The sequence below is a fragment of the Blastomonas sp. RAC04 genome, from assembly GCF_001713435.1.
GTDB classification, from domain to species: Bacteria; Pseudomonadota; Alphaproteobacteria; order Sphingomonadales; family Sphingomonadaceae; genus Blastomonas; species Blastomonas fulva.
In genome coordinates this window covers 2,438,803-2,464,100 of record NZ_CP016460.1, presented here as the reverse complement: position 1 = coordinate 2,464,100, position 25,298 = coordinate 2,438,803, and the positions used below count along the sequence as shown (strand labels likewise).

The window sequence follows — 25,298 nt, the reverse complement described above, 5'->3', positions numbered from 1 at the left end:
CTGCTAACGGGCAGATCAGATTGATTGATTGGACGAAAATGGCTTTTACGAATGTCGAGGTTCTGACGACGCGCCAGTGGAATACCGGGCTGTTCTCCTTCACCGTGGCGCGACCCCCGTCGTTCCGCTTCGTGAGCGGGCAGTTCGTGATGCTGGGGCTGATGATCAACGGCAAGCCGCTGCTGCGCGCTTATTCGATCGTCTCGCCGGTGTGGGACGAGACGCTCGAATTCCTGAGCATCATCGTGCCCGATGGTCCCCTGACCAGCCACCTCTACAAGATCAAGCCCGGCGACGAGATCCTGCTGGGCGCCAAGCCCACCGGAACGCTGACGCTCGATGCGCTGCTCCCCGGCAAGCGCCTGCACCTGATCGGCACCGGAACCGGTCTTGCGCCGTGGATGTCGATCATCCGCGATCCCGAGGTCTACGAGCGGTTCGAGCAGATCACGGTTCAGCACACCGTGCGCGAGATCCAGGATCTGGCCTATCGCCGGGAGCTGGAAGGGCGGATGGAGCACGATCCGCTGGTCGGCGAAGAGGCTGTGACGCGGCTGATCTATGACAGCGCTGTGACCAAGTGCCCGACCTGGACCGGAGAAAGCCGCCGGATCACCACCAGGATCGAGGCGGGTGATTATCCGCTGAACCCCGAGACCGACCGTGTCATGCTGTGCGGCAGCATGGCGATGATCAAGGAAACCGGCGCGCTGCTCGAAAGCATGGGCTTTATCGAGGGCGCGCATTCGCACCCCGGCACCTATGTGCTCGAGCGCGCGTTCGTCGGCTGACTCCAGCTACTGATGTCTATCTGCGGATGGCCTCCAGCGCCGTCCGCAGACCGTCGGGCAGGGGCACCGGGCGGCGGCTTTCGCGCCCGACATAGACATGGGTGAAATGTCCCGCGGCGGCAGCATCTGCGTCGTCGTTGGCGAACAGCCCCACCCTATAGCGCACCGAGCTGGTGCCGACATGATCGACCCGAACGCCCGCATGGATGATGTCCGGGAACGCGGTCGGCGCGAAATACGCGCAGCCGGTTTCGACCACCAGACCGATGGTGTCTCCTGCATGGATATCGAGCGCTCCTGCACGGATCAGATATTCGTTCACCGCGGTGTCGAACCAGAAATAATAGACCGAATTGTTGACGTGCCCGTAGATGTCGTTGTCCGACCAGCGGGTGCTGATCGTGGTGAACGCGGCATAATCGGAACGAACGGGGCGCTGCGGTCGGCTCACGGGGCGACCGTAAAGCCGTTGACGCCATCGGCATGCGTGATGTGCACCGTGCGCCCGATGGGATCGCGCTCGGGATCGGTCAGCGCGGCGAAGGCTGCGTCCTTGTCGGCGTCGGCAGGGCGGGCGATCACCCGGCCCTGCGGGGTGCGCGCGACCACCACCGCACGCGCGGGCCGGCCCTTGGCATAGCCCACGGTGTAGCTTTCGATAACGCCGGTCGCGTCCTCCTCCAGCCTTGTCGGGGCGGGCTCGGAATCGATTTCGGCCTGCATCGGCGCGTGATCGACCGGTGCCCAGCTCTCGGGCGTTGTGGTGCTGTAGATGCCCACCGCTTCCTTGGAGAGGAACCCGCCATTGGCCAGCACCAGCCCGAAGCTGCCGGGGTCGGAGCGCAGCGTCTGCGCCATAGCGGCGATGCCGTGCATCGAATAATTGTTACCCGCACCGCCTGCAAACGGCAGCCCACCGGTCAGCGTCAGCGCGGTGTTGGCAGGATCGAGCCCAAGCGCCTCTGCCGCCAGCAGCACCGCGACGGGGAAGCAGCTGTAGATATCGTAATGCGCGATATCGCTCGCGGTCTTGCCCGCACTGTCGAGCGCCCCTGTCAGCGCTATCTCAATTGCGCGCGACCGCGACAGATCGGGGCGCAGGCTGACGGGCTTGTCCATCGCCTCGCCGCTGCCGTGCAGGAAGACCCACTGGTCGCGCGGTACACCCATTGCCTCGGCCTGGGCGACGCTGGTCAGGATCAGCGCCGCGCCCTGGTTCACCGCATCCTGTGCGACGTGCCATTTGAGATAGGGGTCGGCGACCGGGTAGTTGCTGTCCGATGGCGTCGCCAGATACTGCGCGCTCATCGCTTTGGGAAACTGCGCATAGGGGTTGGCCGCGGCGACCTCGCTGAAGCCAGCCCACAAGGACGACATCGCTGCGACATGCTCGGCGCGGCTGCGGCCCAGCCGGGCGCGCAGCGCATGCTCGAACAGCGGGTAGGTGAGGATCGGCGCGCCGACGCCGTTCTTCAACTCGTGCCGGTCGAGCAGCATGGGGCCAAGCCCGCGATCTTCCATTGCTCCGTCGATGCTCTCGTTCCAGTCGATCGCCACGCCCGCACGCGCGGCGGTCTTGGCGGCGGCAATCGCTTCGGATCCCGACAGCAGCACACAGCATGCCTCGCCCGCGTGGATCGCGGCGGCAAACTCGTTGACCAAAGACTGCGGAGTCTGCCCGCCGACGATAGAATAGATCGCGCGTGCAGGGGTGATGCCCAGCCGGTGAGCGAGGCCCAGCGGCGGCTTGTCGCAGCCGCCGGTGCCTTCGGGGACCATGCCGGGCGCGCTGTCGGCGAAATGGCGGACCACAGCGACGATATCGATCGCCGCGCGGACCGCGTCGGGGGCACCGCTATCGGCCAGCGCCGCTTCGCACGCGCGCTGCATCAGGCCTTGCGGGCTGGGCGCGGCGGCGGGATCGCTGCCGTCCCAGTGATCCACCGTCTGGCCGACGCCGATCAGCACCGGGGTATTGGGGGAAAGGGTCATGGCCTGCTCCTGCTATATGGTCTGCGGATGATGCTCAGTCCTCTCCCCGCCCGCTTGCGGGAGGGGCAGGTCCGGCACAGCCGGACCGGGGTGGGCATGAAAGACGTAGGTGACTGGCTCGGCTGCGCCTCGCGCCCACCCCGCCCTGCGGGCACCCCTCCCGCAGGCGGGAGGGGAGAAAATCGCGCGCAGCACCGTCCCTGAGCCAGTGCCACGATCAAAACCGTCCGTTGATCCTGATCGCCATGGCATCGCCTTGCTGGCGGAAGCCGAGGACCGAGAGCGCTGCGCCTGCACCGCCGGCGAGGCCTCCAAGCTTGAAATCGGCGGTGTAGCGGCCCTGGCCGGTGATGCGGATGTCCATCTGTTCGAGCCCCGACTGGCCTTTGAGCGGGATCAGCAGGTCGCCGCCATCGCAGCGCAGCGTGCCGCTGAGCCCGCGCTGCAGCGAGATGCCGAACAGGCTCTGTTCGATATTGACCCGGACCGCACCCGATGCCGCGCTGCACGTCCGCCCGGCAAAGGCGATGTTCGCGCCATCCAGCGTCACGCTGCGCAGCGGCAGCGGGGCGAACAGATCAGCCGTGGCGATATCGCCGCTGGCGTTACGCATCGCGATGCTGTCGCCGCTGCGTGCCAGGTCGAAGGCGAGCGGCGGCTGGCCCGGCGTGTCACCCGCGCGCGCCATCGCCAGCACCGTCTCGCCGCCCAGCAGCGCCAGGGGGGAAAGCGATGCATCCATGTCGCCCAGGCTCAGCCGTCCGATTCGCAGATCGCGCACGGTTCCCGACCATATGGTGCCCTCGACGTTGCGCGCGCTGACGCCCCTGCTGCCCAGCCCGCTCATGTCGAACGCGATCCTGAGCGGCAGCAGCACCAGCAGCGCCGCCAGCAGCACCAGTGCGATCAGGCCTGCGCGTTTCACTGTGAACCCCGTCATGCGCAGGTCATCCGCCAACCTTGGCCAGCCGCGCCGAGACCGAGACGGTGCCGTTGTCCATCCGCCGGATGATCAGCGTTTCAGGCACAACGCCGCGCCGCTCCAGATCGGCGAGCCAGCCGAGGAACGCGGTCGATCGGGCCGATCCGATCGCGATCTCGGCGCGGTCAGACCCTTGCGCGGTGTTGGCATCGAGCGTGAATCCGCGTTCCGCCGCTTCGCTGGCGAGCAGCAGGTTGAGTGCGGCAATCGCCTCTGCGGGGCGTGTGTCGGCGGGCATGGAGAGCGCCTGTGTCTTCGCCTCGATGCGCCCGGCCTGCATCGTCGCCTCGTAGAAGCTGCGCCGGGCATCGGTCGCAACATCATACAGCGGCCGATAGATGCCGTAAAAGCCGATGACGGCGAGCGCCAGCGCTGCGGCGAGGCCCACCATGATCTGCTCGCGCCGCGACAGCGCGATGAACCAGTTTTTCGCTGCCTCAGTCATGGTGCCAGCACCGTGATGTCGGCCACGGCCTGCCCGGTCGCATCGCTGCGGTTGGCGGCGGTGACGGTATAGCCGTTGTTCTGGAGCGCGATCAGCACGGCATTGAGGTCTTCGACGCGAGGCGCGGCGATCATCGCGCCGATCACGCCGCCGGGGCGGTAATCGGCCTGACGGATCGTGACGCCGGCTACAGGCTGCATCGCGGAGAGCAATCCGGCGAGCGGGACGGTGGCGATGGCGTTGCCCGCGCCCCGCGCGGCGAGCTTGCCGTCGAGCTGCTGTTCGGCCTGCGCAACGTCGGTGGCGCCGGGCACCAGCCGCTGCGCGCTGGCGAGCGCACGGCGCTCGGCAAGGTCCGCGCCCAGATAGTTCTTGCCGATCTCGATCAGCGGGATGGCGAGGCTGACCAGCAGCAGCGCGCCCAGCAGCCATGCCAGGGTGCGGCCCTGGCCGGGACCGAGCGCGAACATCGGCGTGCGGCGGGCAAAGTCGCCCTGGCGCAGGTTCAGCGGCGGATCGGCGAGCGCAGCAAGCATCGCGGCATCGCGCGCATCCTGGTCGAGCGCCAGCGCGGGTGTTTCACCCAGAAGCAATGCACCCAGTGCGTCATCCGGGGGGAGCATGACATCGCCGAGCCGTTCCGCGCCGAGATCGCCAAACACGGCGCTGACGGCCGCGTCGGTCGCAGGCAGCAGCAGTCCGACAGGCACCAGCACATCGGGGTCGAGCCCGCGCAGCGCGAGTTCGGCGAGATGATCGGCCAGACGCGCGCGCGAGATGGTCGCGCACAGCACCTGCATGCCGCCGCCGCCGTTGCCCAACGCGCGGACACCGACGAACAGGTCGCCGCCTATCGACAGATCAGCAGCGCGGTAGCGCGCGGCGGCCTCGGCTTGCGCGGCGCTCATCTCGCCCATGTCGAGGATGCGGATCACGGTGTCTGCTGCCGGGATCAGCGCCAGCGTAAGGCCCCGGTCGGTTCCTGGAGCAGCAGAAGGCGGGCTGAAATCCTGTCCGCGCGCGACAATATGGCCGTCTTCGGCACGCCACCAGTGCAGCGCGGCATCGGCGGACAGCGGACAGGTGACGATCAGGCCATCAAGTGCCATGGGTCAGGCAGTCCGGGCCGGGGGCTGCTGGAAGCGGGTCGAAGACAAGATCGCAAAACCCCCGAACGGCGACAGAATCGAATGGATACTGCCCTAGACAATCGGCTGGGCCAAGTCACGGTCCCTTTGCTGCTGGTCATCGTTTTGCGCCATCATGTCGTTCTGCTCGGCAGCCAGGCGTTCCTGCTCGGTGGCGAGCCGCTGGGTTTCGGCTTCTGCCGCCCTTTCTGCGGCCAGCGCTTCGCGGCGGCGCGGGTTGAGAATGCCGAAGGCGGCGACCAGCAGCGCGATCGTGATCGCCTCGATAATCATCGATTGCGCGATGTTGGCGGTCAGCCCGTCGCTGAGCAGTCCGATCGCACGTCCGGTGAACGCCAGCGCGACCATGCCGGCGGCGCCCAACAGCCATTGCCGCTTGCCCGGAAACAGTCCGATTAGCGCGGCGAGCGCGGTTCCGACGAAGAAGCCGCCCATGTCGGCGCGGATCGCGCTGGTGCCGGTCACACCCTGGCGGCCAAGCTCGAACTGGGTGATGATGCTCTGTGGATCCAGCATCGCGCGCACGCCGATGATAAGGAACAGCGCCGAAATCGCGGCGACGAGCAGACGAATGACCCAGGTCATGAAATGTGATCCTTCTCCGTTGGCCCTTTTGCCCCCTGTTATGGGCTCGCGGTAACCATGTCCAGCATTGCGCAGATACGGGCAGGGACCGCTTTCGATCCCGGTCGGCCTCGCGAGAAACGGCTTTGCCCGAGGCGTCTGCTGTCACTTTTGCTGGTTACGGGGGAAAGGTGATTCCGTTAGCGTGGAGGCCATAAAATCACGCGCGATAGGCAGCAGGAGAGCGGTTATGGATCTGGGTCTGGCAGGCAAGAAGGTCATCATGAATGGCGGTGCGCACGGGCTGGGCCTCGCTGCGCTCAGGCACTTCGCGCGCGAAGGCGCCGATGTCGCTTTCCTCTCGCGCGATCCGGCCAAGGTCGAGGCTGCGGTCAAGGAGATCGATGGCTGCGGCCCGGGCAAGGTGCACGGCACCGCGATCGACATCACCGGCGATCCGGAAGGCTACAAGGCCTGGCTGAACGGCTGTCTGGAAGCTTTGGGGGGCTGCGATATCTTCGTCCACACTGCCAGTGCCTCGGGCCAGGGCGCGACCGGCGACTGGCAGCGCTGCCTCGACATGGACATCATGAACGCGGTGCATGGCATGGAGGTGCTGACCCCCGCGCTCACCGAATCGGATTGCGGATCGGTCATCTTCATGTCGTCCACCGCCGCGCTGGAAACCTTCATCGCGCCCCAGGCCTTCAATGCGCTGAAGGCCGCGCTGATCACTTATGGCTCGCAGCTCTCCCAGGCGCTGGCCGGGCAGGGCATTCGCGTCAACTGCATCACCCCGGGCGCGGTCGAATATCCCGGCGGCAACTGGGAAATGATCAAGGGCGTCGTCCCCGCCTTGTACGAGGCCACATTGGCCAAGATGCCGATGGGTCGCTTCGGCGAGCCAGAAGAGGTGGCCAAGGCCATTGTCTTCGTCGCCAGCCCGGCATGCCCGTACATGACCGGGGCGAATGTCGTCATCGATGGCGGCTTCACCCAGCGCGTCCAGTTCTGATCCGGAGCCTTTGCAGATGAAACTCTACCAGTCGATCGGCCCCAATCCGCGCGTCGTCCTGATGTTCCTCGAAGAGAAGGGCGCGGCCATCGACCGTGCGTTCGTCGACATCATGACCGGCGAAAACCGCCAGCCCGCCTTCACCGCGCTCAATCCGTTCGGCCAGCTGCCTTTGCTGGAGATGGACGATGGCAGCCATCTGTCGGAAAGCACAGCGATCTGCGGATACATCGAGGAGAAATTCCCCACCCCACCGCTGATCGGCGCCACCGCAGAAGAGCGCGCGGTGACCAACATGCTGGTGCGCAGGCTCGATTATGATGTCGTAGCCCCGATGACCACTGCGTTCCGCGGCTCGGAGGGCTTGCCGATGTTCCAGAACCGGTTGCGCTGCCTGCCCGAGGCCGCCGATGGCCTGAAGGCCTGCGCGCGCGATGGGCTCGCCGCGTTCGACGCGCTGCTCAGCAACAAGACCTGGCTGGCGGGCGACCGATTCACGCTTGCGGATATCCTGCTCTATTGCCTCACCGAATTCGGCAAGATGGTCGGACAGCCGACGCCCGATGATCTCGCCAACCTCAAGGCCTGGTCGGAGCGGGTCGCCGCGCGCCCCAGCGCCACCGCCAGCCTCGACGCCAAAAAGGGGGTGGCGTAATGACCATCGACCGCGAAAAACTGCTGGATATCTACACCCGCACGATGAAGGTCGCGCGCTTCGACGAGAAGATGCGTTCGCTGCTGATGAGCGGCAAGCTTGCCACCATCTATTACACGATGCGCGGTCAGGAGCTGGTGACGTCGGCGATGATGGCGGCGCTCAACCAGGACGACTATCTCGTCACCACCTATCGCGGCCAGCATGATCAGATCGCCAAGGGGGTCCCGCTCGACCTGTTGATCGCCGAGATTGCTGGCCGCGTCACCGGCACCTGCAAGGGCAAGGGCGGGTCGATGCACATCACTCATCCCGCGACCGGCGTGATGGTCACGACAGGCGTGGTCGGATCGGGGCTGCCGATCGCCAACGGCCTCGCGCTCTCCAGCCAGAACCGCAAGGACGGCAAGGTTACCGTCACCTGCTTCGGCGATGGCGCGACCAATATCGGCGCGTTCCACGAGGCGATGAACATGGCGCAGCTCTACAGGTTGCCGGTGATCTTCCTGTGCCAGAACAACCGCTATGGCGAGCACACCGCCTTTGCCGATCACACCAAGGTGGACTCGATCGTCACCCGCGCCGCCGCGTACGGGATGAAGGGCGTGAAGGTCGACGGCAACGACGCGGTCGCGATGTATCAGGTCGCCAAGGAGGCCGTGGACCGGGCGCGGGCAGGCGAAGGGCCGACGCTGATCGAGGCGATGTGCTACCGGATGATGGGGCACTTCTTCGGCGCCGATTTCTCGTACATGCCGCCCGAGCATATCGAGGAGATGAAGGCTGAAGACCCGCTGCCCAAGTTGAACGCGCTGATGCTCGAGCACCAGTTCCAGCAAACCGAGCTCGACGCGATCGTCGCCGGCCTTGAGGCGGAGCTGGAAGCGGCGGTCGAGTTCGCGTTCGCCAGCGCCTATCCGGACGCCGACGAAATCCGCAAGGATGTATTCGAAGAGGAGATCGCGGCATGAGCGATGCAGCCACGCTGGACGCCAAGGCGGAGAAGAAGGCGAAGGTGAAGCAGATCACCGTCGTGCAAGGCCTGAACGCCGCGATCGACGAGGCGATGGCCGCGGATGAGGGCGTCATCCTGCTGGGCGAGGATGTCGGTGCCAAGCAGGGCGGCGGCGTGTTCAAGGTATCGTCCGGGCTCAGCGAGAAATATGGCGACCACCGCATCCGCGCGACGCCGATTTCCGAGCAGGCGATCATGGGCGCGTGCGTCGGCGCGGCATTGGCGGGGATGCGCCCGATCGCCGAAATCATGCTGATGAACTTTGTCACCGTGGCGATGGACCAGATCGTCAATCACGCGGCCAAGCTGAGATTCATGTCGGGTGGGCAGACAAATGTGCCGATGGTCATCCGCACCACCACCGGGGTCGGCGTCGGCTTTGGCGGGCAGCATTCGGACATGCTCGAAGCGTGGTTCGCGCATGTGCCGGGGCTGAAGATCGTCACGCCCTCGAACGCCGCAGACGCCAAGGGTCTGATGCGCAGCGCCATCGAGTGCAATGACCCGGTGATCTTCATCGAGAACATCCTGTGCTACGGGCTCAAGTCCGACGATCCTGGTGTCGATTACCGCGTGCCGCTGGGCAAGGCGGCAATCGCGCGCGAGGGCAGCGACGTCACGCTGATCACTTATGGTCGCACCGTACTTGATGCGCTGGAAGTGGCTGAGACGCTGGCCGGGGAGGGCGTGTCGGTCGAGGTTATCGATCTGCGCACCATCGCGCCCTATGACGAGGCGACCGTCACCGCATCGGTGCGCAAGACCGGCCGCGCGGTCGTGCTGCACGAGGCGGTGCGCGCCTATGGCACCGGCGCGGAAATCGCCTCGCGGCTACATGAGGCGCTGTTCAACGAGCTGAAGGCTCCGGTGCAACGCATCGGCGGCGCGTTCTCCGCGGTGCCGATGGCGAGCGTGCTTGAGCAGGCCTGGATCCCCAACAAGGACGAGATTGCAGGCGCAATCCGCACGACCATGGAATGGAAACGCTGATGCCGGCCGAAATCCGCATCCCCAAATTGGGCATGAGCGTCACCGAGGTCACTCTGATCGAATGGATGTTCGGTGACGGCGAGACGGTGGAAAAGGGCGACGTGCTCTACACCGTCGAGACCGACAAGAGCACCACCGAGATCGAGGCGCAGGAATCGGGCGTGCTGCGCGTCACCGGCGAGGAAGGCGAAGCCTACAAGATCGGCGATGTCATCGGGACAATCGGGTAGCCGCGCTGAGGCCCGTTTAGGATTCCGCGGGGCCAAGCCGCCCGTCCGTTCGCCGCGCTGTTGCGAAATAAGCTGTTGTCCACGCAACGACCCCATGGCTGCCATGCGCCGAGGGTGGTAGGCTCCGCGCCTCATCTAACCCGCCGCAAGGAGAAAGCCTCTGTCAGCCAGATCAGATCGCAAATCAATTTGTCAGGCGATTGCCGGAGTTGACGTCGGTCTGACTTACTTCGAGTTGGACGCAGAGCACATTATTGCTGGTCCGTTTGCGACCATGACGCCGTTTTGCTGGATTTTCATCCGGAAGATGCGGGACGAATATCGAATCGACTACGATACTGGCGTGATCGTCGCGCGCGGCAAGCACATGAACCTGGAACTTCTTCAACACGATATCGCGGAGGGCGATTTCCTGTGGAAGCACAACGTGTATCCAAAGGAATTTTCTCCGCTTTCCATCACAGACAAAAGGCTTCCGTCCGACAGCCTGGTCTCCAGAATTCGCAGCTTCCTGCTAGACCATTCGAAGTCGGAAAAAGAGGCTGAGGCGTTTGCGCGGGCGGGAAATACCGAGTTCCTCAAGGATTGTCGTCGGCTCAAGTCCACGGCTTACAACACCAAGCTGCTTGCAAGGCTGGCAGACCGCTCGCGTTAGCTGAACAGTCCCCGGATCGCGCGCCAGATCGGCATCGGCGGGCGCCCCGCCAGCACGCGGACCTTGTCGAACAGCGTCGACTTGCCCGAATAGAACCGCGCGATCAGCGCATCGGGCAGGGTGTAGAAGCGTTCCAGCACGCGATACCGCTCATCCGGGCCCGCCGCCTTGAACAGCATCTTGGTCAGCATCCGGTAGAAGCCGTCGGCCTGCCAGTGGTCGAGGCTGGTCTTGCGGCTCATCTCGGCCAGCGCCGAGCCCGACAGATCGGGCATCTCGGCGATGTGCGCGGCAAGCCGCACCGCATCGGGCAGCGAATAGCCGGTGAGGCCGTGGAACAGCGCCGCGCGCGTGCCTGCCTTGGCGACATCGCCGCCGGTCGATTGCCAGTATCCGCCGAAATCGCCGCCATAGACCACCGGCAGTGCGCCGGTCTCGGTGCGGCTGACGCGTTCGATCTGCCAGCCCTTGGCATCGGCATAGGCGCTGATCCGCGCCGACAGCGCCTGCGTGTCGAGGTCCGAAGTGTCGCTGTAATAGGTGTCCTCGACGAAAATCTCCATCGGGCTGATCGGCAGGCAATAGACGAAGCGATAGCCGTCCATCTGCTCGACCGTCGCGTCCATCACGATCGGGCGGGTGAGGCCGTGCGGTTCGCTAAGGTGCAGCATCTGCCCCATGAACTTCTGCCAGCCGCAGCGCAGATGGCGGACATTGCCGCCGCCGCGCGCATCGATCACGCCGCCGGCCTCGATCCGTGCGCCGTTTTCCAGCACGACATTGGTCTGGCTGGCCGCCAGCGCGCGGGTGCCGGTGACGATGTGATGCGCGGGCAGCGTTTCGCGCAGATACTCGTCGAACCGGTCGGACAGGATCGAATAATAGCTTTCTTCTAGCGCGCGCTCGTGCCCGGGAAACTTGACGTCGTAGCCGCGCCAGCCATGGCAGACCAAGGGCGCGACCAGCCAGCGATGCTTGTCCGCGACATCGGGTCCGAAGAACGACCAGATATGGTTGCCGCCCAGCGATGCGCTCTCCTCGATCAGCAGCACGTCGAGCTCGGGCCGCTTGCGGCGCAGCGCGAGCGCGATCAGCCCGCCGGCCAGCCCGCCACCGAGGATCGCCACATCGCATTTGAGAGTTTTGCTGGAGAGATTGCGCGGAGATTTCATGTCCCACCTGCCCTAGCGCAGCCAGCGGCGCAGGGGAAGGGTTCAGGGACCGCTTTGCAGCGCAGCATAACCACGCTACAGCGTGACGATGCTCGGTTCCTCTCACATCGCGCTGTCGGCGCTGGCGATGACGCTGATTGTCGGTGTGCGCTATCTGCTGACCAGCGGCCTGTTTGCGTGGCTGACCGACAAGGTCCGCCCGGGGCTGTACAAGGGTATGAAGCCGCAGATCGGCCGGGAAATCCGCTGGTCGCTGTACAGCGCGGCGATCTATGGCATCCCCACCGGCGTGGTCGCCTGGGGCTGGCAGAACCATGGTTGGACGCAGGTCTATACCGACTGGAGCGCCTATCCCTTGTGGTATCTGCCGGTTTCGGTGATCGCCTATCTTTTTGCGCACGATACCTGGTTTTACTGGACTCATCGCTGGATGCACCAGCCCAGATGGTTCCGCATCGCGCATGCGGTGCACCATGACAGCCGCCCGCCCACCGCCTGGGCGGCGATGAGCTTTCACCCGATCGAGGCGCTCACCGGGGCAATCGTGATCCCCGTGCTGGTGTTCGTCATCCCCATCCATGCCGCGATGCTGGGGCTGGTGCTGGGTATCATGACGCTGATGGGAGTGACCAACCATATGGGCTGGGAGCTGTTTCCGCGCTGGCTTGTTCACGGGCCGTTAGGCAAGGGACTGATAACCGCCAGCCACCATCAGCACCACCATGCGCGCTACACCTGCAATTACGGGCTTTATTTCCGTTTCTGGGACAGGCTATGCGGTACGGACAAGGGGCTGGGGGAGTTCCCTGCAACGGGATCGCACAAGGGGCAGGCAAATGCGGCGCTCGACGCCGCGCGTTCTGCACATTCTGGGAGTTGATATGGTGGCATTGCCCAAGACTCTGGCGCTCGGCCTGGCCGCGCTGTCTGTCCTGCCGGGGGCCGCTCCGCTGAGCGATATCGACATCACCGTCGATCATCTGCGCTCGTCCAAGGGACTGCTCCAGCTTTGCCTGACCGCCAACGAACGCAGCTTTCCCGATTGCGAGGACGATCCTGCGGCGCGCCGAATGACGGCGCGAGCAAAGGATGGCGTCGCGCGCTTCTCCAACCTGCCCGCAGGCCAGTATGCACTCGCCATCGTCCACGACGAGAACGGCAACAGCAAGCTCGACACCTTTGCCGGTATTCCCAAGGAAGGCATCGGCTTCTCGCGCAATCCCAGCTTCAGCTTCGGCCCGCCGCGCTTTTCGCAGGTGGTCTTCGTGGCCCAGGGCGCAGGCACCAGCCAGCGGGTGAAGATCAAATACTATCTGTAGGCATCAGGCTGTCGGCCACAGTCGGCGCCTTCATCGCCCGCCATCCGCGTTGCGTTAACGAAATCTAAGCCAGCCGATCCTATCCTCGCTCCAAAGCCCCCTGTCTGCATGTCGCGACGGGGGCGAAGATGGGGTGTTCGATGCCAGCTGCCGAGCGAAATCCTGGGGTTCAGCCGCACGCACTGGCGTTTGAAAGGGGTGCGCTGTGAGCAACCTGACCCTCGCGCTGCATTATGGCGCCTTCGCCATCCTTGCCACCACGGCCAATCTGGGCACGCAATCGGCGATCCTCGCCTTTGACGACCAGGCGCTGGTTTACTACCTCGCGCTCGCCGCCGGGACCGGAGTCGGGCTGGTGGTCAAGTACCTGCTCGACAAGCGCTGGATCTTTGCCGATCACAGCCGCGGTGTTGCCGCCCATGCGCAGAAATTCTCGCTCTACACGCTGATGGGCGTGGTCACGACGCTGATCTTCTGGGGTACCGAGACCTTGTTCTGGTTCACCTGGCACACGCACGACGCGCGCGTCGCGGGCGCGCTGCTGGGGCTCGGCATCGGCTATTTCGTGAAATATCAGCTCGACCGCCGCTTCGTGTTCAACACCAAGGCTGCGGGCGCCGCGCCCTATGCCGTGGCCGCCGCTCCGCCGGCCTGAGGCCCGCCGCGTCCGACCGATCCATGACCCAGGCCTATCTTCACCCGATCGCAACCAGCCGTCTGCTGCTCAAGGCCGCGCTGACCGTTGCCGCCATGCTGCTGACCTTCGCGGCGATATCCTATCAGACCCCGGTTCCGCCGGGCAGCGACAAGACGGTGGTCGATTTCCACGCCTTTTATGTCGCGGGGAAGCTGGGCCAGGAAGGCCGGGCCAACGACAGCTACAACATGGCGAAGATGGAGGTCGCGCAAAAGGACTTCACCGGGGTCAAGGTGTTCATGCCGTGGACCTATCCGCCGCCGTTCACCCTGTTCGTCACCGCGCTGGCCGCGCTGCCGCTGGGATGGGCCTATGGCCTGTTCGTGGGGCTGACTTTGGCCTTCTACATCACCGTGCTCAGGCGGATTGCGGGCGACCATCTGCCCGGCGTGATCGTCGCGATCCTGCCCGTGATCCTGCTCACCGTGATGACCGGACAGAACGGCTTTCTCACCGGCGCCCTGATCGGCACCTTCCTGCTCGCGCTGCAGCAGCGCAGCTCCCGGGCGGGCATTCCCCTGGGGCTGATGGTGATCAAGCCGCATCTGGCCGCGGCGATCTCGCTGCTCGCTCTGGTCGAGCGCCGCTGGCAGGCGATGTTCATCGCCGCCGGCATCGTCATCGCCGCGCTGGCGCTGCCCACCTTCGTCTTCGGCCTGTCGATCTGGCCGGCGTTCCTTGATGGCGTGCGCGAATCGAGCGCCTATCTGGCGCAGGGCAAATACCCGCTGTTCCGCATGACATCGATCTACGCCACCGCGCGCAGTGCCGGGCTGTCCTCGGACATGGCGTTTGCGGTGCACGCGGTGTGCGCCGCCGGAGTGATCGCGCTGCTGTTCTATGGCTGGTGGCGCAAGCTGCCGCCGCAGCTGCTCGCCGCGAGCGCATGTGCCGCATCGCTGTTCGTCAGCCCGTACAATTATGATTACGACCTGTGCATCCTGGGCGTGGGGCTGGCCTTCGTCCTGCCCGGGCTGCTCGAACGCACCCGCCCGATCGAACAGTTCGCGCTGCTCGCCTTGTGCTGGGTCGGCACCGGCTATGGCCTGTTCACCGCCTTTGCGCAGGAGCCCGAGATCGCCGGCGTCGGCCGCGATCCGCTCTCGCTGATGGCGCCCCCGCTGCTGCTGCTGATCGCGCTGGTGGCACTGGCGATGCGGCGCGCGGTACGCGTGCGCGGCAGCGACATTCCCGCAACCATCGCAACCGATGCCTCCGCGCCGACCGCTGCGCCCCGGGCCCAGGCGAGCGAGCCCCGGCAGATCGAACTGGCCTGATCCCGCTCACGGGTCAAACCGGTCCGCTGACAGCCGCCGCGGAACCTTCCGCCGGGTCGCGCGCATCCTTGGCACACCCGCCAGGAGACGCCCCAATGCCCGATACCACCCACGCCCAGCAGCTCACCCACATCGCCAAGGCCATGCGGGACATCGATTTCGCGATGCTCAACACCCATGCCGAAGGCGGCGCGATCGGCGGACGGCCGATGAGCAACAACCGCGAGGTCGACTACGACGGCGACAGCTATTACTTCACCTGGGAAGACTGCCGTATGGTCGACGACATCAAGCGCGATCCAAAAGTCGGCCTGTCGCTGCAGGGCAATACCTCGCTGTTCGGCAAGCCGGGCATCTTCATCGCGGTCGAGGGCACCGCCGACATCGTGCGCGACAAGGCGCAGTTCGCCAAGCACTGGAGCAAGGATCTCGAACGATGGTTCGAACAGGGCATCGACACCGAAGGCCTGGTCATGCTCCACGTCCGCGCGAGCCGGGTGGCGTATTGGGATGGCGAGGACGAGGGGGATTTCGTGGTCGGGTGACGGGGGCGCCTCGCACGGAGGTTCTCGCTCTTGAAGCACCTATCGCACCAACGCGATTCCCGACAAGCAGGCCCAGTTCAGCAGCAAAAAGACATCGGTCGCTATCTTCCATGCGCGCGATGCGCGCGACATGCCGCGCCTGAATGTCCAGTAGCGGACCATCACACTCACCACCGTCGAAAGCGCGACTATCGCGACGCCGATACGGGCAACGACAGCAGGAATGCCAGCGCGAAAAACTGGACCATCAGCGCGCTGACGAACCACACGATGGGCACAGCGCGATACGTCGCTTCCGGCAGGAAGCTGCCGATATCGGTCGAGCGAACGCCAATATCTTCGTCCGGCGTTCGAGGCACGCCTGGGTCGATTTCGCGCGTCATCCGGCCTGCCGGATTGGCGGGGCGGTCCTTGTCTCGAGTCATGATCCCCGAACCCGATGACCGTTTACCGGCAACCCCGTACCGGCACCTGCCCGAGGCGCACCTACAGAAGCAGGCCGCCCTGCAGAGCGGGGCTCCGGTGCGCGAATGCAAGCATCTGCGCTCACCAGATATTGAGGGTCATGTCGATCGTGGCTTCGCCCTCGCCCGAGCAGATGTAGACGATCTGAACCGGAACGATGCTTTTGCCGCGATATTTGGGTTCCACCACCAGGCGATCGATGGCCTTCAGGTCGATCAGCCCGCTGACCCGGTCGTTGGCAAAGTCGATCATCATCAGCGCGCCCGGAGGGACATAGCCGATGTTCTCCCTGTCAGCCCGCCCGCCGAACCTTTTGGGGAAGAAGCGTATCCTGACCAGCTCCCCACGCTTGACCAGGGCTTCGGCCTGCGCGCGGCTGGTGACATGGGAAAAGTCCATCGGCATGGCTTGAGAGTCCTTGGGCGCCATGGTCCACGCGGGCGGGGTCATGACCGAGGCGGCGGAAAGCGCCAGCGCCAAAGCTATTTTGATACGCCTCACTGTTTCGCCCCCGGCTCTTGCTGCAGCTTCGAGCCGCGAGAGTGAGCATAAACCAGCGACTCGATTAGAAGCACCCTCTGCAGCGCTATTGCATCCGAAACGGAGCAGATGGCCGGCGACAACCTGCAGCGAGCCTTATCCAGACCTAAGTTACTGAAACGGTGGGTATCCATTACTAGTCACGCAATGTCGTTTAGGGTTCCCCTGCTGAAGCTTTTCTACCGTCGATTGACTTGTTGGAAAATGTTGCTGATATGTTCTTGCCGGTTTCCCTTGATGGAGCGGCACTATGCAGGGTTCGTCCGATGGCACGCGCAATGGCTTTGCAATATGGTTGCGAACGGGGCGCTGGCCTGATCGGGGAACGATTCGCGCGATTGAGCGCAAGTTCAATCCCTGGCACGACCCGGAGAACGGTCGTTTCACCTTTGCCGGCACCGGGCGGCATTACGGGTCGGGCGGGCAGGGGCGTGCGGCACGACAGGCAAGCTCGCCGCCTCGTAGGCCTCCGCACCGGGTGGATGTTCAAGGCCATCCACCGCGCCGACCGGTTAGGGGCGATGGTTCCTTCGGTGGCGGGGGTGCCAGTGGTTCATGGGACGCGAGAGGATCAACTGGTGGTCAGGTCAAGCCCAAGCCAAAACCGATTCCTCGAAGCGCGCCTGCGCAGGCTACCATCCTTCCAGGACCGGTCAAACCGCGCCCATCGGTCAATCCTGCACTTGCGCGGCCCGTCAGGTCGCCAACCTGGCGGAAGGTCAAACGCAACGGCTATATCTACTGGCTGGATGAGAACAACGATCCACGCCAGATCGACGTCCCCGACCTTTCGATCGACGCCAGAACGCCGCGGTCAAGATCAGCGCAGCGCAATGCGGGCAAGCCTGACCGGTTGCCGACGGATGACGGTGGGCATTTCATCGCGCACCGGTTCAACGGTCCCAGAGATGCCTTCAACCATTTCGCGCAGGACGCATCGATCAATCGTGGCAAATATCGGGTGCTCGAACAAAAATGGTTCGATGCCAAGGCCCAGGGCAAGCCTGTGAGCCTGTCGATGACGATTATATATCCAAAAGGATCCCGACGGCCTGACCACCTAAACATTTGGTATAACATCGGTGGGAAAATGGAATATACGACAATTGAAAATCGCCCAAGTCCTAAAGGGCCTCGAAAGCCAAGAAGGAAACCGCAATGAGTGACTGGCAGGAGGAAATGGCAGATATTATTGCCGAGGTTGCTCGCAATCTGCTGGCCAAGCATGGCATGAACAACAGGGGAATTCTGCTTCTGAGTAGCCTTTCTCTTGATGGAGTGACCTACAACGTATTCATCGGGAAAGAAAGCACTATAGAATACTCCCTTGTCGTTGATGATGATATGGAAAATGTAGAACTTATGAGAGATTTCAAGTATACTGCCCCGACCAAGAATAGATGTGAGGCAGTAGAACTGTTCATTAAAGACGGCAAGGCTAGCACAAAATTGCTTTACAAGGGAGATATCGAACCTGAATATGAATTTGATCGTCGGGACGAAGTTGTCTTTTCGTATTTTGGGAAGCATCCCATTATTTACCCGCCAATGCCGTTTGGCACTTGGGATGTAGAGCTTTGATCAAATGCTTTAAGGCTGTTGAGCGGCTGATGCCATCCGGCATCCCATGGCGATGTCACGGTTAAGCCTTGCCCCGGTAGCTCGCGTCTGTCGTTGACCGCCAGCGCCACCCAACCCCTAAGCGCACCCCTCGACATACTCCAGCGTCGGCCTAACCCCGACGTGCACCAGGCTGACCTTGTCTTCGGCGTCGATCTCGAAGCGCAGCCTGGGATCATCGCCGGGCTGGGTCAGGTATTTGGCGGGGGCGTCGACGTATTTGTGGGGCTCGGCGACGAACGAGGGGAAGGCCTTGCGGACCTCGGCCTCGGTCGATCCGGGGCCGATGCCCTCGACCAGCTTCGCCTTCGACTCATCGCTCACCGTGATGCGGCGGACGACATTTTCCTCGACGATGGCATAAGCGCCGGGCCAATCGGGGGCGCTGAGCGTGGTGCAGCCATCGGAAATCTGCGCGCCGCGCGCGGCCCAGGGCGATCCTGCGGGCACCGGTTTGCCGATCGTCAGCCCGCCATAGCCCTCAAGCGTCAGCGTCCGCGCCGTCGCGATGGCGGGCGTCGGCTGCGCCGCGTCTGCCGCCTGAGGCGCATCTTCGACGACCGCAGCATCAGGCTTCGTCTCCGCCCGCTCGGCTGCGGGTTCGGACCCGCAGCCCGCGAGCAGCAGCACCGCGAGCGATGCGGCTGCCAGCGCGGCCTTCACCGGCTCAATCATGCTCGCGGTCGCCCGCGCCCAGATACAGTTCGCGGCCCATGTCCTCGTATAGCTGGCTCATCTCTGCCATGCCCTTGAGCGCGGCTTCGCGGCTTGCCGCTGCCGTTTCCGCCCCGCTCGGCCCGGTGGCGATGAAGCCCTCTACCCCCTGGTTCTGCTTGCTGGCGAAGTCGCGGACCTCCTGGCTGATCTGCATCGAGCAGAACTTGGGCCCGCACATCGAGCAGAAATGCGCGGTCTTTGCGCCTTCTGCGGGCAAGGTCTGGTCGTGATACTGCTCGGCGGTGTCGGGATCGAGGCTGAGGTGGAACTGGTCGCGCCAGCGGAACTCGAAGCGCGCCTTGCTCAGCGCATCATCGCGCACCTGCGCTGCCGGGTGGCCCTTGGCGAGATCGGCGGCGTGCGCGGCGAGCTTGTAGGTGACCACGCCGACCTTCACGTCGTCGCGATCGGGCAGGCCCAGATGCTCCTTGGGCGTGACGTAGCAGAGCATCGCGGTGCCGTACCAGCCGATCTGCGCCGCGCCGATGCCGCTGGTGATGTGGTCATATCCCGGCGCGATGTCGGTGGTGAGCGGGCCCAGGGTGTAGAACGGCGCCTCGCCGCACACCTCCAGCTGCTTTTCCATGTTCTCCTTGATCTTGTGCATCGGCACATGGCCGGGCCCTTCGATCATCACCTGCACGTCGGATTTCCACGCGCGGTGGGTCAGCTCGCCCAGCGTGTAGAGTTCGCTGAACTGCGCCTCGTCATTGGCATCGGCGATCGATCCGGGGCGCAGGCCATCGCCCAGCGAATAGGCGATGTCGTACGCCTTCATGATCTCGGTGATCTCGTCGAAATGCTCGTAGAGGAAGCTTTCCTTGTGATGCGCCAGGCACCATTTCGCCATGATCGAGCCGCCGCGCGAGACGATGCCGGTGACGCGCTTCGCCGCCATCGGGATGTACGCGAGCCGCACGCCTGCGTGGATCGTGAAATAGTCCACACCCTGTTCGGCCTGTTCGATCAAAGTATCGCGGAAGATCTCCCAGGTCAGCTCCTCGGCGACGCCGCCGACCTTTTCCAGCGCCTGATAGATCGGAACGGTGCCGATCGGCACGGGGCTGTTGCGCAGGATCCATTCGCGGGTGTCGTGGATGTTGCGGCCGGTGGAGAGGTCCATCACGGTGTCCGCGCCCCAGCGGATCGACCACACCATCTTGTCGACCTCGGAGGCTACGTTCGATGCGACCGCGCTGTTGCCGATATTGGCGTTGATCTTGACCAGGAAGTTGCGGCCGATCGCCATCGGCTCGCTTTCGGGGTGGTTGATGTTGCTGGGGATGATAGCACGGCCGCGCGCCAGCTCATCGCGAACAAACTCGGGGGTGACGTAGTCGGGGATCGAGGCGCCAAAGCTGTTGCCGTCGCGCTTGTATTCCGCGAGCCGTTCGCGGCCCAGGTTCTCGCGCTCGGCAACATATTCCATTTCCGGCGTGATGATGCCGCGGCGGGCATAATGCATCTGGCTGACGTTCATGCCGGGCTTCGCGCGGAGCACCTGCTTGCGGACGTTGGGGAAGGCGGGCACGCCGCCCGACCGATCGGGGCCGAGCTGGCCGTTGTCTTCGGGCTTGACCTCGCGCTGGTCGACCACCTCGACATCGCCGCGGTTCCAGATCCAGTCGCGGCGCAGCTCGGGCAGGCCTGCGGAAATGTCGATATGCGCTTCTGCGTCGGTGTACGGGCCCGAGGTGTCGTAGACGCGGACGGACGGCTCGCCACCGGCGAGATCGATCTCGCGCATCGCAACGCGGATGCCGCTGCCCGATTTGGTCGCGACATGCACCTTGCGGCTGCCGCGAATGGGGCCGGTGGTAACGCCGATTTCGGTGCGTGCGTGGATATCTGCCATGGGTAAACTCTCCTTGGACGACGGGAGAGCGGATGCGGGCGCCAAGGAAACAACGCCGCTCCCTCCCTCCGCCGGTATCAGCCGGTTCAGGTTCAACGGGTCGTGGGGCGCAACGCCCACCTCTCAGCCGCTCGGCTCCCCGGGGATGGGCGGGAGATTAGGGGGTCCGGTGCGGCTTGACCAGAGAAATCCGCTTGCGCGCACTGTATTACCGCTATAACACAGCGATATGCTGAAGTTGACACAGATATCACGATCCTATGGCCGCAAGACGGTGCTGGATGCGGTTTCCGCGAGCTTTCCGGTCGGGCTCACCCTGTTGGTCGGGCCGAGCGGGGCGGGCAAGTCCACGCTGTTGCGGCTGATCGCCACGGCGGAAAAGCCCAACAAGGGGGAAGTCGCCTGGGATGGCGCCGCGCTGCCGGGCGCACGGCAGGCGCTGCGCGCCACATTGGGCTATGCCCCGCAGGCGGTCGAACTGCCCGATGATCTGACCGCGCGCGAATTCGCGCTGCACATGGCCGCGCTGAAGGGGCTGGATGCGCGCGAGGCAGATGTGCAGTTCGGAGCGATCACCGAGCGGATCGGGCTGCACGCCGATATCAACAACCGCATCTCGACCTTCTCAGGCGGCATGCGGCGGCGGCTGATTTTCGCGCAGGCTATGCTGGGCGCACCCCGGCTGCTGGCGCTGGATGAACCCACGGCAGAACTGGACGGCGAGACTGCAGCGCGGCTGAGCGAGCTGATCGTCGAACGCGCCCGCGAGGCGGTGGTGGTGATGACCACGCACCTCGCCGATGCGCTGGCTCCGGCAGCGGTTCAGGTGCTGCGCGTCGATCAGGGCAGGGTCGTGCCGGCATGATTGCAGGGCCGCAAACCGGCGCGGTGCTCCGGTCGTCGCTCGTCACCAGCCTGATCCGCTATCAGCGCAGTTGGGGCCTGTGGCTGCTGCTGCTGATCGCGCCCGTGGGCGCGCGCTTCATGATATCGGATGAAAGCGGCAAGGGCATCGCGATTGCGGTGAACGATCAGCTTCCGGTGCTGACCTCGCCGGTGCTGGGCGTGTGGCTGGGCATCGTGGTGACGACGCTGCTGCTGCCCGCAGGCTATATCTATCTGCGCGCCAACACCAACCGCCGCCAGCCCTGGCAGGTGGAAGAGGTGACCGCCGCGCCGCGCGTTGCGATGCTGATGGGGCGATTTCTCGCTGATGCTGCGGTGCTGCTCGCGTCGCTGTGCACGCTGACCGTCGCAGGCTGGTTCCTGGGCTGGCTGATGGCCACGGGCCCCTGGCAGCCCTGGTTGATCGCCTATGCCCTGTGGCTGGTGGCGGCGCCCGCTTTGATCGGGCTAGCGGCCTTGCGCATCCTGTTCGATGCGGTGCCATGGCTGCGCGGTGCACTGGGTGACCTGTGCTATTTCTTCATCTGGATGTTTTCGCTCGTCGCGCCGATCATAACTGCGGACCAGCCATCCAGCCTAGCTGCCAACATGCTGGATTATGGCGGCTTTGTCCGTCCGCTTGTCGGTCCTCAGCCTGCGGACAACAGCAACATCATCATCGGCGCGCCCCGCGATCTCGGCGCGGGGCGGATTGCGCTGGACGTGATGGCCGGGCTGCATGCGCCCGGCTACGTCGCTGCGCGCCTGGGCTGGGTCGCCGTTGCGTTTGCCTTGGTGCTGCTCGCAGGTGGGATCTACCGCCCGCACCGGTCGAGACGCAGCCAGGCCCGGCAGGGGCGGATTGCCCGGCTGCTGTCTGCGGGGCCGCCAGCCCCGGCGCAGAGCGATGCACCCCCCGCAAAAGCTGCACGATCGCGCCTTGCGGGGCTGGTGATAGCAGAGGCCCGGCTGATCGGTGCGGGGCGGCTTTTCCTGCTGCTCGCCGCCGCCGCTGCGCTTGCAGGTCTGTACGGGGACTATCGCCATGTCGGCAGCCCGCTTGCGCTGTTGCTGCTCATCTTTGGCCTCAGCGCGCATGCCGGGCGCAGCGAGGCGCGCGGCCTGCTCAAGCTTGCGCTGACCACCCCGATGTCGCCTGCTGTCCGGCGCTTCGCCTTCGTGCTGGCAGGAACGGGCTGGTCGCTGCTGCTCGCGGTTCCTGCAGCAGCAGCGCGCGGATCGGCAGACCCGCTGCTGCTGGCGCTGGCGAGCGGAGGTGCCGCCTCGGTTGTTGCGATCGCGCTGGCGGCGCTGACGGGTTCGTCGTTCGCTCCGCGCGTCGTGCTGCTGATCGGCTGGTACGTCTATCTGTCCAGCTAGCGCCTGAACATTCGTCCTGGCCCTGTGACCCGATGCATTGCCGCTGTCACAGTCGCGCGATAATCTTCCGCCAACACCCACCATCAGGAGCCCAAACATGCCCGCGCACGAAATCGACTACGAAATCAAGGGACAGGAACTGCAGTTCGTCGAAATCGAGCTCGACCCCGGCGAGAGTGCGGTGGCCGAAGCAGGAGCGATGGTGTGGAAGGATGCCAGCATCGAGATGACCACGGTGTTCGGCGATGGCAGCGCCAACCAGGGTGGCGGCTTCATGGGGGCGCTGCTCGGCGCGGGCAAGCGTCTGGTCACCGGCGAAAGCCTGTTCACCACGGTGTTCACGCACACCGGATCGGGCAAGGCGCGCGTCGCCTTCGGCGCGCCTACCCCGGGCAACATCCTGCCGCTCGACCTCACGTGTTATGGCGGCAGGCTGATCTGCCAGAAGGACAGCTTTCTCGCGGCGGCAAAGGGCGTGTCGATCGGCATTCATTTCCAGAAGCGCATCCTCACCGGGCTGTTCGGCGGCGAGGGCTTCATCATGCAGAAGCTCGAAGGCGATGGCATGGTGTTTGTGCAGATGGGCGGAGCGCTGATCGAGCGCGAGCTGGCGCCCGGCGAAGAGCTGCATGTCGATACCGGCTGCGTTGCGGCGTTCACTTCGAGCGTGGACTTCGATCTGATCTCGGCCGGCGGAATCAAGTCGTCGCTGTTCGGCGGCGAGGGGCTGTTCTTCGCGCGGCTGCGCGGTCCGGGCCATGTGTGGATCCAGTCGCTGCCGTTCTCGCGGCTCGCCGGACGGATGTTGGCTGCGGCAGGCAGCCGGGGCGGGCCGAACCGCGGCGAGGGCTCGGCGCTCGGATCGCTGGGCGATCTGATCAGCGGCAACTGAGTCGCGTCAGGGCGCAGCCGGATCCATCCCCGCCTGGCGCAGCATCGTGTCGATCTGCCGGGCGGGGTCGGCCAGCTTCTGGCTGGTGATCGCGGTGATCGTGGCCAGCGTCGGCGCGCTGAGGCCAGTGCAGCGCGCGGCATCGAGAAAGCTGCGGCCGTTCCAGGGCGTGCCCGCGCGCACGGTGGCGAAGAAGCGGCGGTTGACGTCGTGCAGGCTCTTTGCCCCGCCCGATCCGCGCCGGACATCGGCGTCGATCGCCAGCGCGATCAGCATGCCGCACTGATAATGCAGATCGAACTTGCCCGCGCGCGACGCCGCGTTCAGCGCGACCTCGGTGAGCCCTGCAGCACAGGCCTTGCGCGCCTCGGCAATGCGCCGGGTGACATAGCTGCGTTCGGTGTCGCTGCGGCCGCGCATCACCAGCGCCGCCATTGCGTCGGCGCCGCCCTCATGGATCCACGCCTGCGAATCGGGGCCGATCACGTCGTTTGTCCCCGCGCGCTGGAAGAAATGCGCGGCCTCATGCGCGAAGAACCAGTCGAGCCACACCACATCGCCCAGCTTGATCGGCTTGCGCCAGCCATCGCCGTAGAGGTGGATAAACACCTGGCCGGGCAGCGTCCCGCCCTGGCTGGAGAGGCTGGTGCCCGATGGCGGCTTGGGATCGAGCGAGACATAGAGTTCGGGCGTGATCGACAGCGGGCCGTAGATGGCGGCGAAGTCGCGCATCGATTGCGGCAGCGATTCGAGCAGATGGTCGCGCAGCACAGGTTGCAGCGCCGGATCGACGATCGCGAGAAAGCCCGAGGTGGGGACCGGCTGGGCGCTGCCGATATAGACGTTCGTCCCTTCCTCGCGGCTGACAAAGGCGGCGGTGTTCGCGCTGCGCTTGCCGCCCACGCCGATCGTTTCGCCTTCGGCCGCGATGGACACGGCGAGTGGCTCGGTACCCTTGCAGGGAAGCGCAGGGCAGGCCTGGAAGTGCCCCGAATAAACCAGCACCCCGCCATCGCTGAACGGGGAAAACGGCGCATAGGCCTTTTCGAGCGCGCTGTAGCGCACGGGGATGTCGAGGCTAAGCCGCGCGAACGGCTTGCCGTCGGTGCGTTCGATCCGCTCGCCATCGCCCTCGCGCACCCAGCGGAATTCACCCGGCAGGCTCTTCCAGTCCCGTGCGCGATAGCCATCGAGCGGGGGCGCGAAATGCAGCGCGCGGGTCGGGCGGGCCAGCCGGTATTCGGCCTGAACGCTGTCGCCCGACGACCGGGTGATGTGCAGGCTGACCGGCGGCGTCCGCGCTGCGACGGACGCGGCGGGTCCCGCCGGGGCAGGCAGTGCAGAGCCGGACGTGCCGGTCAGCGCCAGCGCTGCAAACCCGGTCAGCGCGCGTGGTAATGTCCGGCCCATACATCCCCCCTCCTGGTCAGCGTGATCGGCCTGCCGCCAGGC

29 protein-coding genes and 1 riboswitch are annotated in these 25,298 nt (G+C 64.9%); of the genes, 17 read left to right on the top strand and 12 right to left on the bottom strand.

The window, feature by feature from the left end; genetic code table 11:
- Positions 1-38: 38 nt before the first annotated feature.
- Complete coding sequence (locus tag BSY18_RS12470) at positions 39-791, top strand: ferredoxin--NADP reductase (protein ID WP_054133893.1); 753 nt, start codon at positions 39-41, stop codon at positions 789-791.
- A 16-nt stretch (positions 792-807) separates the two neighbouring features.
- Here the strand turns inward: BSY18_RS12470 and BSY18_RS12465 are convergent, their stop codons facing one another.
- The 6 genes from BSY18_RS12465 to BSY18_RS12440 form a co-directional block, all read right to left on the bottom strand.
- Complete coding sequence (locus BSY18_RS12465) at positions 808-1,242, bottom strand: acyl-CoA thioesterase (RefSeq protein ID WP_069050811.1); 435 nt, start codon at positions 1,240-1,242, stop codon at positions 808-810.
- Complete coding sequence (locus BSY18_RS12460) at positions 1,239-2,783, bottom strand: hypothetical protein (RefSeq protein WP_069050810.1); 1,545 nt, start codon at positions 2,781-2,783, stop codon at positions 1,239-1,241. The genes BSY18_RS12465 and BSY18_RS12460 overlap by 4 nt, the downstream gene beginning before the upstream one ends.
- 217 nt (positions 2,784-3,000) lie before the next feature.
- Complete coding sequence (gene gspN, locus BSY18_RS12455) at positions 3,001-3,723, bottom strand: type II secretion system protein N (protein ID WP_069050809.1); 723 nt, start codon at positions 3,721-3,723, stop codon at positions 3,001-3,003.
- 7 nt (positions 3,724-3,730) lie between these two features.
- Complete coding sequence (gene gspM, locus BSY18_RS21000; protein ID WP_069050808.1) at positions 3,731-4,210, bottom strand: type II secretion system protein GspM; 480 nt, start codon at positions 4,208-4,210, stop codon at positions 3,731-3,733.
- Positions 4,207-5,319 (bottom strand): type II secretion system protein GspL, encoded by a 1,113-nt coding sequence (gene gspL, locus BSY18_RS20995; protein ID WP_069050807.1) that lies wholly within the window; start codon positions 5,317-5,319, stop codon positions 4,207-4,209. The genes gspM and gspL overlap by 4 nt, the downstream gene beginning before the upstream one ends.
- Before the next feature lie 93 nt (positions 5,320-5,412).
- Positions 5,413-5,943 (bottom strand): DUF4345 family protein, encoded by a 531-nt coding sequence (locus tag BSY18_RS12440; protein WP_069050806.1) that lies wholly within the window; start codon positions 5,941-5,943, stop codon positions 5,413-5,415.
- A 229-nt stretch (positions 5,944-6,172) separates the two neighbouring features.
- Here BSY18_RS12440 and BSY18_RS12435 point away from each other — a divergent pair, with 229 nt between their 5' ends.
- The 6 genes from BSY18_RS12435 (at position 6,173) to BSY18_RS12410 (ending at position 10,482) form a co-directional block, all read left to right on the top strand.
- On the top strand, positions 6,173-6,937 hold the full coding sequence (locus BSY18_RS12435; RefSeq protein ID WP_069050805.1) for an SDR family NAD(P)-dependent oxidoreductase: 765 nt from the start codon (positions 6,173-6,175) through the stop codon (positions 6,935-6,937).
- A gap of 16 nt (positions 6,938-6,953) precedes the next feature.
- Positions 6,954-7,592 carry a glutathione S-transferase family protein gene (locus tag BSY18_RS12430; protein ID WP_069050804.1) on the top strand — a complete coding sequence of 213 codons (639 nt, stop codon included), beginning with the start codon at positions 6,954-6,956 and terminating at the stop codon, positions 7,590-7,592.
- The gene (locus BSY18_RS12425; RefSeq protein WP_069050803.1) at positions 7,592-8,563 is read left to right on the top strand and encodes a thiamine pyrophosphate-dependent dehydrogenase E1 component subunit alpha; all 972 of its coding nucleotides are present in this window, start codon (positions 7,592-7,594) and stop codon (positions 8,561-8,563) included. The genes BSY18_RS12430 and BSY18_RS12425 overlap by 1 nt, the downstream gene beginning before the upstream one ends.
- The gene (locus BSY18_RS12420) at positions 8,560-9,597 is read left to right on the top strand and encodes an alpha-ketoacid dehydrogenase subunit beta (RefSeq protein ID WP_054133903.1); all 1,038 of its coding nucleotides are present in this window, start codon (positions 8,560-8,562) and stop codon (positions 9,595-9,597) included. The genes BSY18_RS12425 and BSY18_RS12420 overlap by 4 nt, the downstream gene beginning before the upstream one ends.
- Positions 9,585-9,827 (top strand): biotin/lipoyl-containing protein, encoded by a 243-nt coding sequence (locus BSY18_RS12415; RefSeq protein ID WP_083231451.1) that lies wholly within the window; start codon positions 9,585-9,587, stop codon positions 9,825-9,827. The genes BSY18_RS12420 and BSY18_RS12415 overlap by 13 nt, the downstream gene beginning before the upstream one ends.
- Before the next feature lie 235 nt (positions 9,828-10,062).
- Positions 10,063-10,482, top strand: coding sequence for a hypothetical protein (locus tag BSY18_RS12410; RefSeq protein ID WP_069050802.1), 420 nt, complete (start codon positions 10,063-10,065; stop codon positions 10,480-10,482).
- On the opposite strand, the gene crtY is transcribed toward BSY18_RS12410, so the two are convergent.
- Positions 10,479-11,654 (bottom strand): lycopene beta-cyclase CrtY, encoded by a 1,176-nt coding sequence (crtY, locus tag BSY18_RS12405; protein ID WP_069050801.1) that lies wholly within the window; start codon positions 11,652-11,654, stop codon positions 10,479-10,481. The two genes, BSY18_RS12410 and crtY, sit on opposite strands and share 4 nt — an antisense overlap.
- Before the next feature lie 88 nt (positions 11,655-11,742).
- Here crtY and BSY18_RS12400 point away from each other — a divergent pair, with 88 nt between their 5' ends.
- The 5 genes from BSY18_RS12400 (at position 11,743) to BSY18_RS12380 (ending at position 15,492) form a co-directional block, all read left to right on the top strand.
- Complete coding sequence (locus tag BSY18_RS12400; RefSeq protein ID WP_054133907.1) at positions 11,743-12,534, top strand: sterol desaturase family protein; 792 nt, start codon at positions 11,743-11,745, stop codon at positions 12,532-12,534.
- Position 12,535: 1 nt separating this feature from the next.
- Positions 12,536-12,973, top strand: coding sequence for a DUF2141 domain-containing protein (locus BSY18_RS12395; protein WP_069050800.1), 438 nt, complete (start codon positions 12,536-12,538; stop codon positions 12,971-12,973).
- 205 nt (positions 12,974-13,178) lie between these two features.
- Complete coding sequence (locus BSY18_RS12390) at positions 13,179-13,628, top strand: GtrA family protein (protein ID WP_069050799.1); 450 nt, start codon at positions 13,179-13,181, stop codon at positions 13,626-13,628.
- Positions 13,629-13,651: 23 nt separating this feature from the next.
- A complete protein-coding gene (locus tag BSY18_RS12385) occupies positions 13,652-14,947 on the top strand; it encodes a glycosyltransferase family 87 protein (protein ID WP_069050798.1) in 1,296 nt (431 codons plus the stop codon).
- Between the two features lie 95 nt (positions 14,948-15,042).
- The gene (locus BSY18_RS12380) at positions 15,043-15,492 is read left to right on the top strand and encodes a pyridoxamine 5'-phosphate oxidase family protein (protein ID WP_054133910.1); all 450 of its coding nucleotides are present in this window, start codon (positions 15,043-15,045) and stop codon (positions 15,490-15,492) included.
- Positions 15,493-15,680: 188 nt separating this feature from the next.
- Here BSY18_RS12380 and BSY18_RS12375 read toward each other — a convergent pair whose 3' ends face one another.
- Both BSY18_RS12375 and BSY18_RS12370 read right to left on the bottom strand, forming a co-directional pair.
- Positions 15,681-15,917 carry a hypothetical protein gene (locus tag BSY18_RS12375; RefSeq protein WP_150126275.1) on the bottom strand — a complete coding sequence of 79 codons (237 nt, stop codon included), beginning with the start codon at positions 15,915-15,917 and terminating at the stop codon, positions 15,681-15,683.
- Positions 15,918-16,038: 121 nt separating this feature from the next.
- Positions 16,039-16,458, bottom strand: a complete 420-nt coding sequence (locus BSY18_RS12370) for a hypothetical protein (RefSeq protein WP_150126274.1) — start codon at positions 16,456-16,458, stop codon at positions 16,039-16,041.
- A gap of 289 nt (positions 16,459-16,747) precedes the next feature.
- Here BSY18_RS12370 and BSY18_RS21420 point away from each other — a divergent pair, with 289 nt between their 5' ends.
- On the top strand, positions 16,748-17,659 hold the full coding sequence (locus BSY18_RS21420; protein ID WP_236823359.1) for a DNA/RNA non-specific endonuclease: 912 nt from the start codon (positions 16,748-16,750) through the stop codon (positions 17,657-17,659).
- Complete coding sequence (locus tag BSY18_RS12365; protein WP_150126273.1) at positions 17,656-18,078, top strand: hypothetical protein; 423 nt, start codon at positions 17,656-17,658, stop codon at positions 18,076-18,078. The genes BSY18_RS21420 and BSY18_RS12365 overlap by 4 nt, the downstream gene beginning before the upstream one ends.
- Before the next feature lie 117 nt (positions 18,079-18,195).
- Here the strand turns inward: BSY18_RS12365 and BSY18_RS12360 are convergent, their stop codons facing one another.
- Positions 18,196-18,792: a hypothetical protein gene (locus BSY18_RS12360; protein ID WP_236823358.1), complete on the bottom strand. Its 597-nt coding sequence runs from the start codon at positions 18,790-18,792 to the stop codon at positions 18,196-18,198.
- Positions 18,785-20,689 (bottom strand): phosphomethylpyrimidine synthase ThiC, encoded by a 1,905-nt coding sequence (gene thiC, locus BSY18_RS12355; RefSeq protein ID WP_069050794.1) that lies wholly within the window; start codon positions 20,687-20,689, stop codon positions 18,785-18,787. The genes BSY18_RS12360 and thiC overlap by 8 nt, the downstream gene beginning before the upstream one ends.
- Before the next feature lie 46 nt (positions 20,690-20,735).
- Positions 20,736-20,841, bottom strand: a riboswitch (TPP riboswitch).
- 77 nt (positions 20,842-20,918) lie between these two features.
- On the opposite strand from thiC, the gene BSY18_RS12350 reads away from it, so the two are divergent.
- From BSY18_RS12350 to BSY18_RS12340, 3 genes are all read left to right on the top strand, one after another.
- Positions 20,919-21,554, top strand: coding sequence for an ATP-binding cassette domain-containing protein (locus BSY18_RS12350; RefSeq protein ID WP_069050793.1), 636 nt, complete (start codon positions 20,919-20,921; stop codon positions 21,552-21,554).
- Complete coding sequence (locus BSY18_RS12345) at positions 21,551-22,954, top strand: hypothetical protein (RefSeq protein WP_069050792.1); 1,404 nt, start codon at positions 21,551-21,553, stop codon at positions 22,952-22,954. The genes BSY18_RS12350 and BSY18_RS12345 overlap by 4 nt, the downstream gene beginning before the upstream one ends.
- 97 nt (positions 22,955-23,051) lie before the next feature.
- Complete coding sequence (locus BSY18_RS12340; protein WP_069050791.1) at positions 23,052-23,846, top strand: TIGR00266 family protein; 795 nt, start codon at positions 23,052-23,054, stop codon at positions 23,844-23,846.
- 6 nt (positions 23,847-23,852) lie between these two features.
- Here the strand turns inward: BSY18_RS12340 and BSY18_RS12335 are convergent, their stop codons facing one another.
- Entirely contained in the window at positions 23,853-25,256 is a 1,404-nt protein-coding gene (locus BSY18_RS12335; RefSeq protein WP_069050790.1) for a hypothetical protein, read from the bottom strand.
- Between the last annotated feature and the right edge of the window lie 42 nt (positions 25,257-25,298).

Coding starts and splice junctions, on each gene's coding strand:
- BSY18_RS12350 (WP_069050793.1), top strand. CDS start 20,919: ATGCTGAAGTTGACACAGATATCACGATCCTATGGCCGCAAGACGGTG.
- BSY18_RS12460 (WP_069050810.1), bottom strand. CDS start 2,783: ATGACCCTTTCCCCCAATACCCCGGTGCTGATCGGCGTCGGCCAGACG.
- crtY (WP_069050801.1), bottom strand. CDS start 11,654: ATGAAATCTCCGCGCAATCTCTCCAGCAAAACTCTCAAATGCGATGTG.
- BSY18_RS12375 (WP_150126275.1), bottom strand. CDS start 15,917: ATGACTCGAGACAAGGACCGCCCCGCCAATCCGGCAGGCCGGATGACG.
- BSY18_RS12470 (WP_054133893.1), top strand. CDS start 39: ATGGCTTTTACGAATGTCGAGGTTCTGACGACGCGCCAGTGGAATACC.
- gspM (WP_069050808.1), bottom strand. CDS start 4,210: ATGACTGAGGCAGCGAAAAACTGGTTCATCGCGCTGTCGCGGCGCGAG.
- BSY18_RS12440 (WP_069050806.1), bottom strand. CDS start 5,943: ATGACCTGGGTCATTCGTCTGCTCGTCGCCGCGATTTCGGCGCTGTTC.
- BSY18_RS12380 (WP_054133910.1), top strand. CDS start 15,043: ATGCCCGATACCACCCACGCCCAGCAGCTCACCCACATCGCCAAGGCC.
- BSY18_RS12400 (WP_054133907.1), top strand. CDS start 11,743: ATGCTCGGTTCCTCTCACATCGCGCTGTCGGCGCTGGCGATGACGCTG.
- BSY18_RS12395 (WP_069050800.1), top strand. CDS start 12,536: ATGGTGGCATTGCCCAAGACTCTGGCGCTCGGCCTGGCCGCGCTGTCT.
- BSY18_RS12415 (WP_083231451.1), top strand. CDS start 9,585: ATGGAAACGCTGATGCCGGCCGAAATCCGCATCCCCAAATTGGGCATG.
- BSY18_RS12425 (WP_069050803.1), top strand. CDS start 7,592: ATGACCATCGACCGCGAAAAACTGCTGGATATCTACACCCGCACGATG.
- BSY18_RS12435 (WP_069050805.1), top strand. CDS start 6,173: ATGGATCTGGGTCTGGCAGGCAAGAAGGTCATCATGAATGGCGGTGCG.
- BSY18_RS12385 (WP_069050798.1), top strand. CDS start 13,652: ATGACCCAGGCCTATCTTCACCCGATCGCAACCAGCCGTCTGCTGCTC.
- gspN (WP_069050809.1), bottom strand. CDS start 3,723: ATGACGGGGTTCACAGTGAAACGCGCAGGCCTGATCGCACTGGTGCTG.
- BSY18_RS12345 (WP_069050792.1), top strand. CDS start 21,551: ATGATTGCAGGGCCGCAAACCGGCGCGGTGCTCCGGTCGTCGCTCGTC.
- BSY18_RS12365 (WP_150126273.1), top strand. CDS start 17,656: ATGAGTGACTGGCAGGAGGAAATGGCAGATATTATTGCCGAGGTTGCT.
- gspL (WP_069050807.1), bottom strand. CDS start 5,319: ATGGCACTTGATGGCCTGATCGTCACCTGTCCGCTGTCCGCCGATGCC.
- BSY18_RS12335 (WP_069050790.1), bottom strand. CDS start 25,256: ATGGGCCGGACATTACCACGCGCGCTGACCGGGTTTGCAGCGCTGGCG.
- BSY18_RS12430 (WP_069050804.1), top strand. CDS start 6,954: ATGAAACTCTACCAGTCGATCGGCCCCAATCCGCGCGTCGTCCTGATG.
- thiC (WP_069050794.1), bottom strand. CDS start 20,689: ATGGCAGATATCCACGCACGCACCGAAATCGGCGTTACCACCGGCCCC.
- BSY18_RS12360 (WP_236823358.1), bottom strand. CDS start 18,792: ATGATTGAGCCGGTGAAGGCCGCGCTGGCAGCCGCATCGCTCGCGGTG.
- BSY18_RS12420 (WP_054133903.1), top strand. CDS start 8,560: ATGAGCGATGCAGCCACGCTGGACGCCAAGGCGGAGAAGAAGGCGAAG.
- BSY18_RS21420 (WP_236823359.1), top strand. CDS start 16,748: ATGCAGGGTTCGTCCGATGGCACGCGCAATGGCTTTGCAATATGGTTG.
- BSY18_RS12340 (WP_069050791.1), top strand. CDS start 23,052: ATGCCCGCGCACGAAATCGACTACGAAATCAAGGGACAGGAACTGCAG.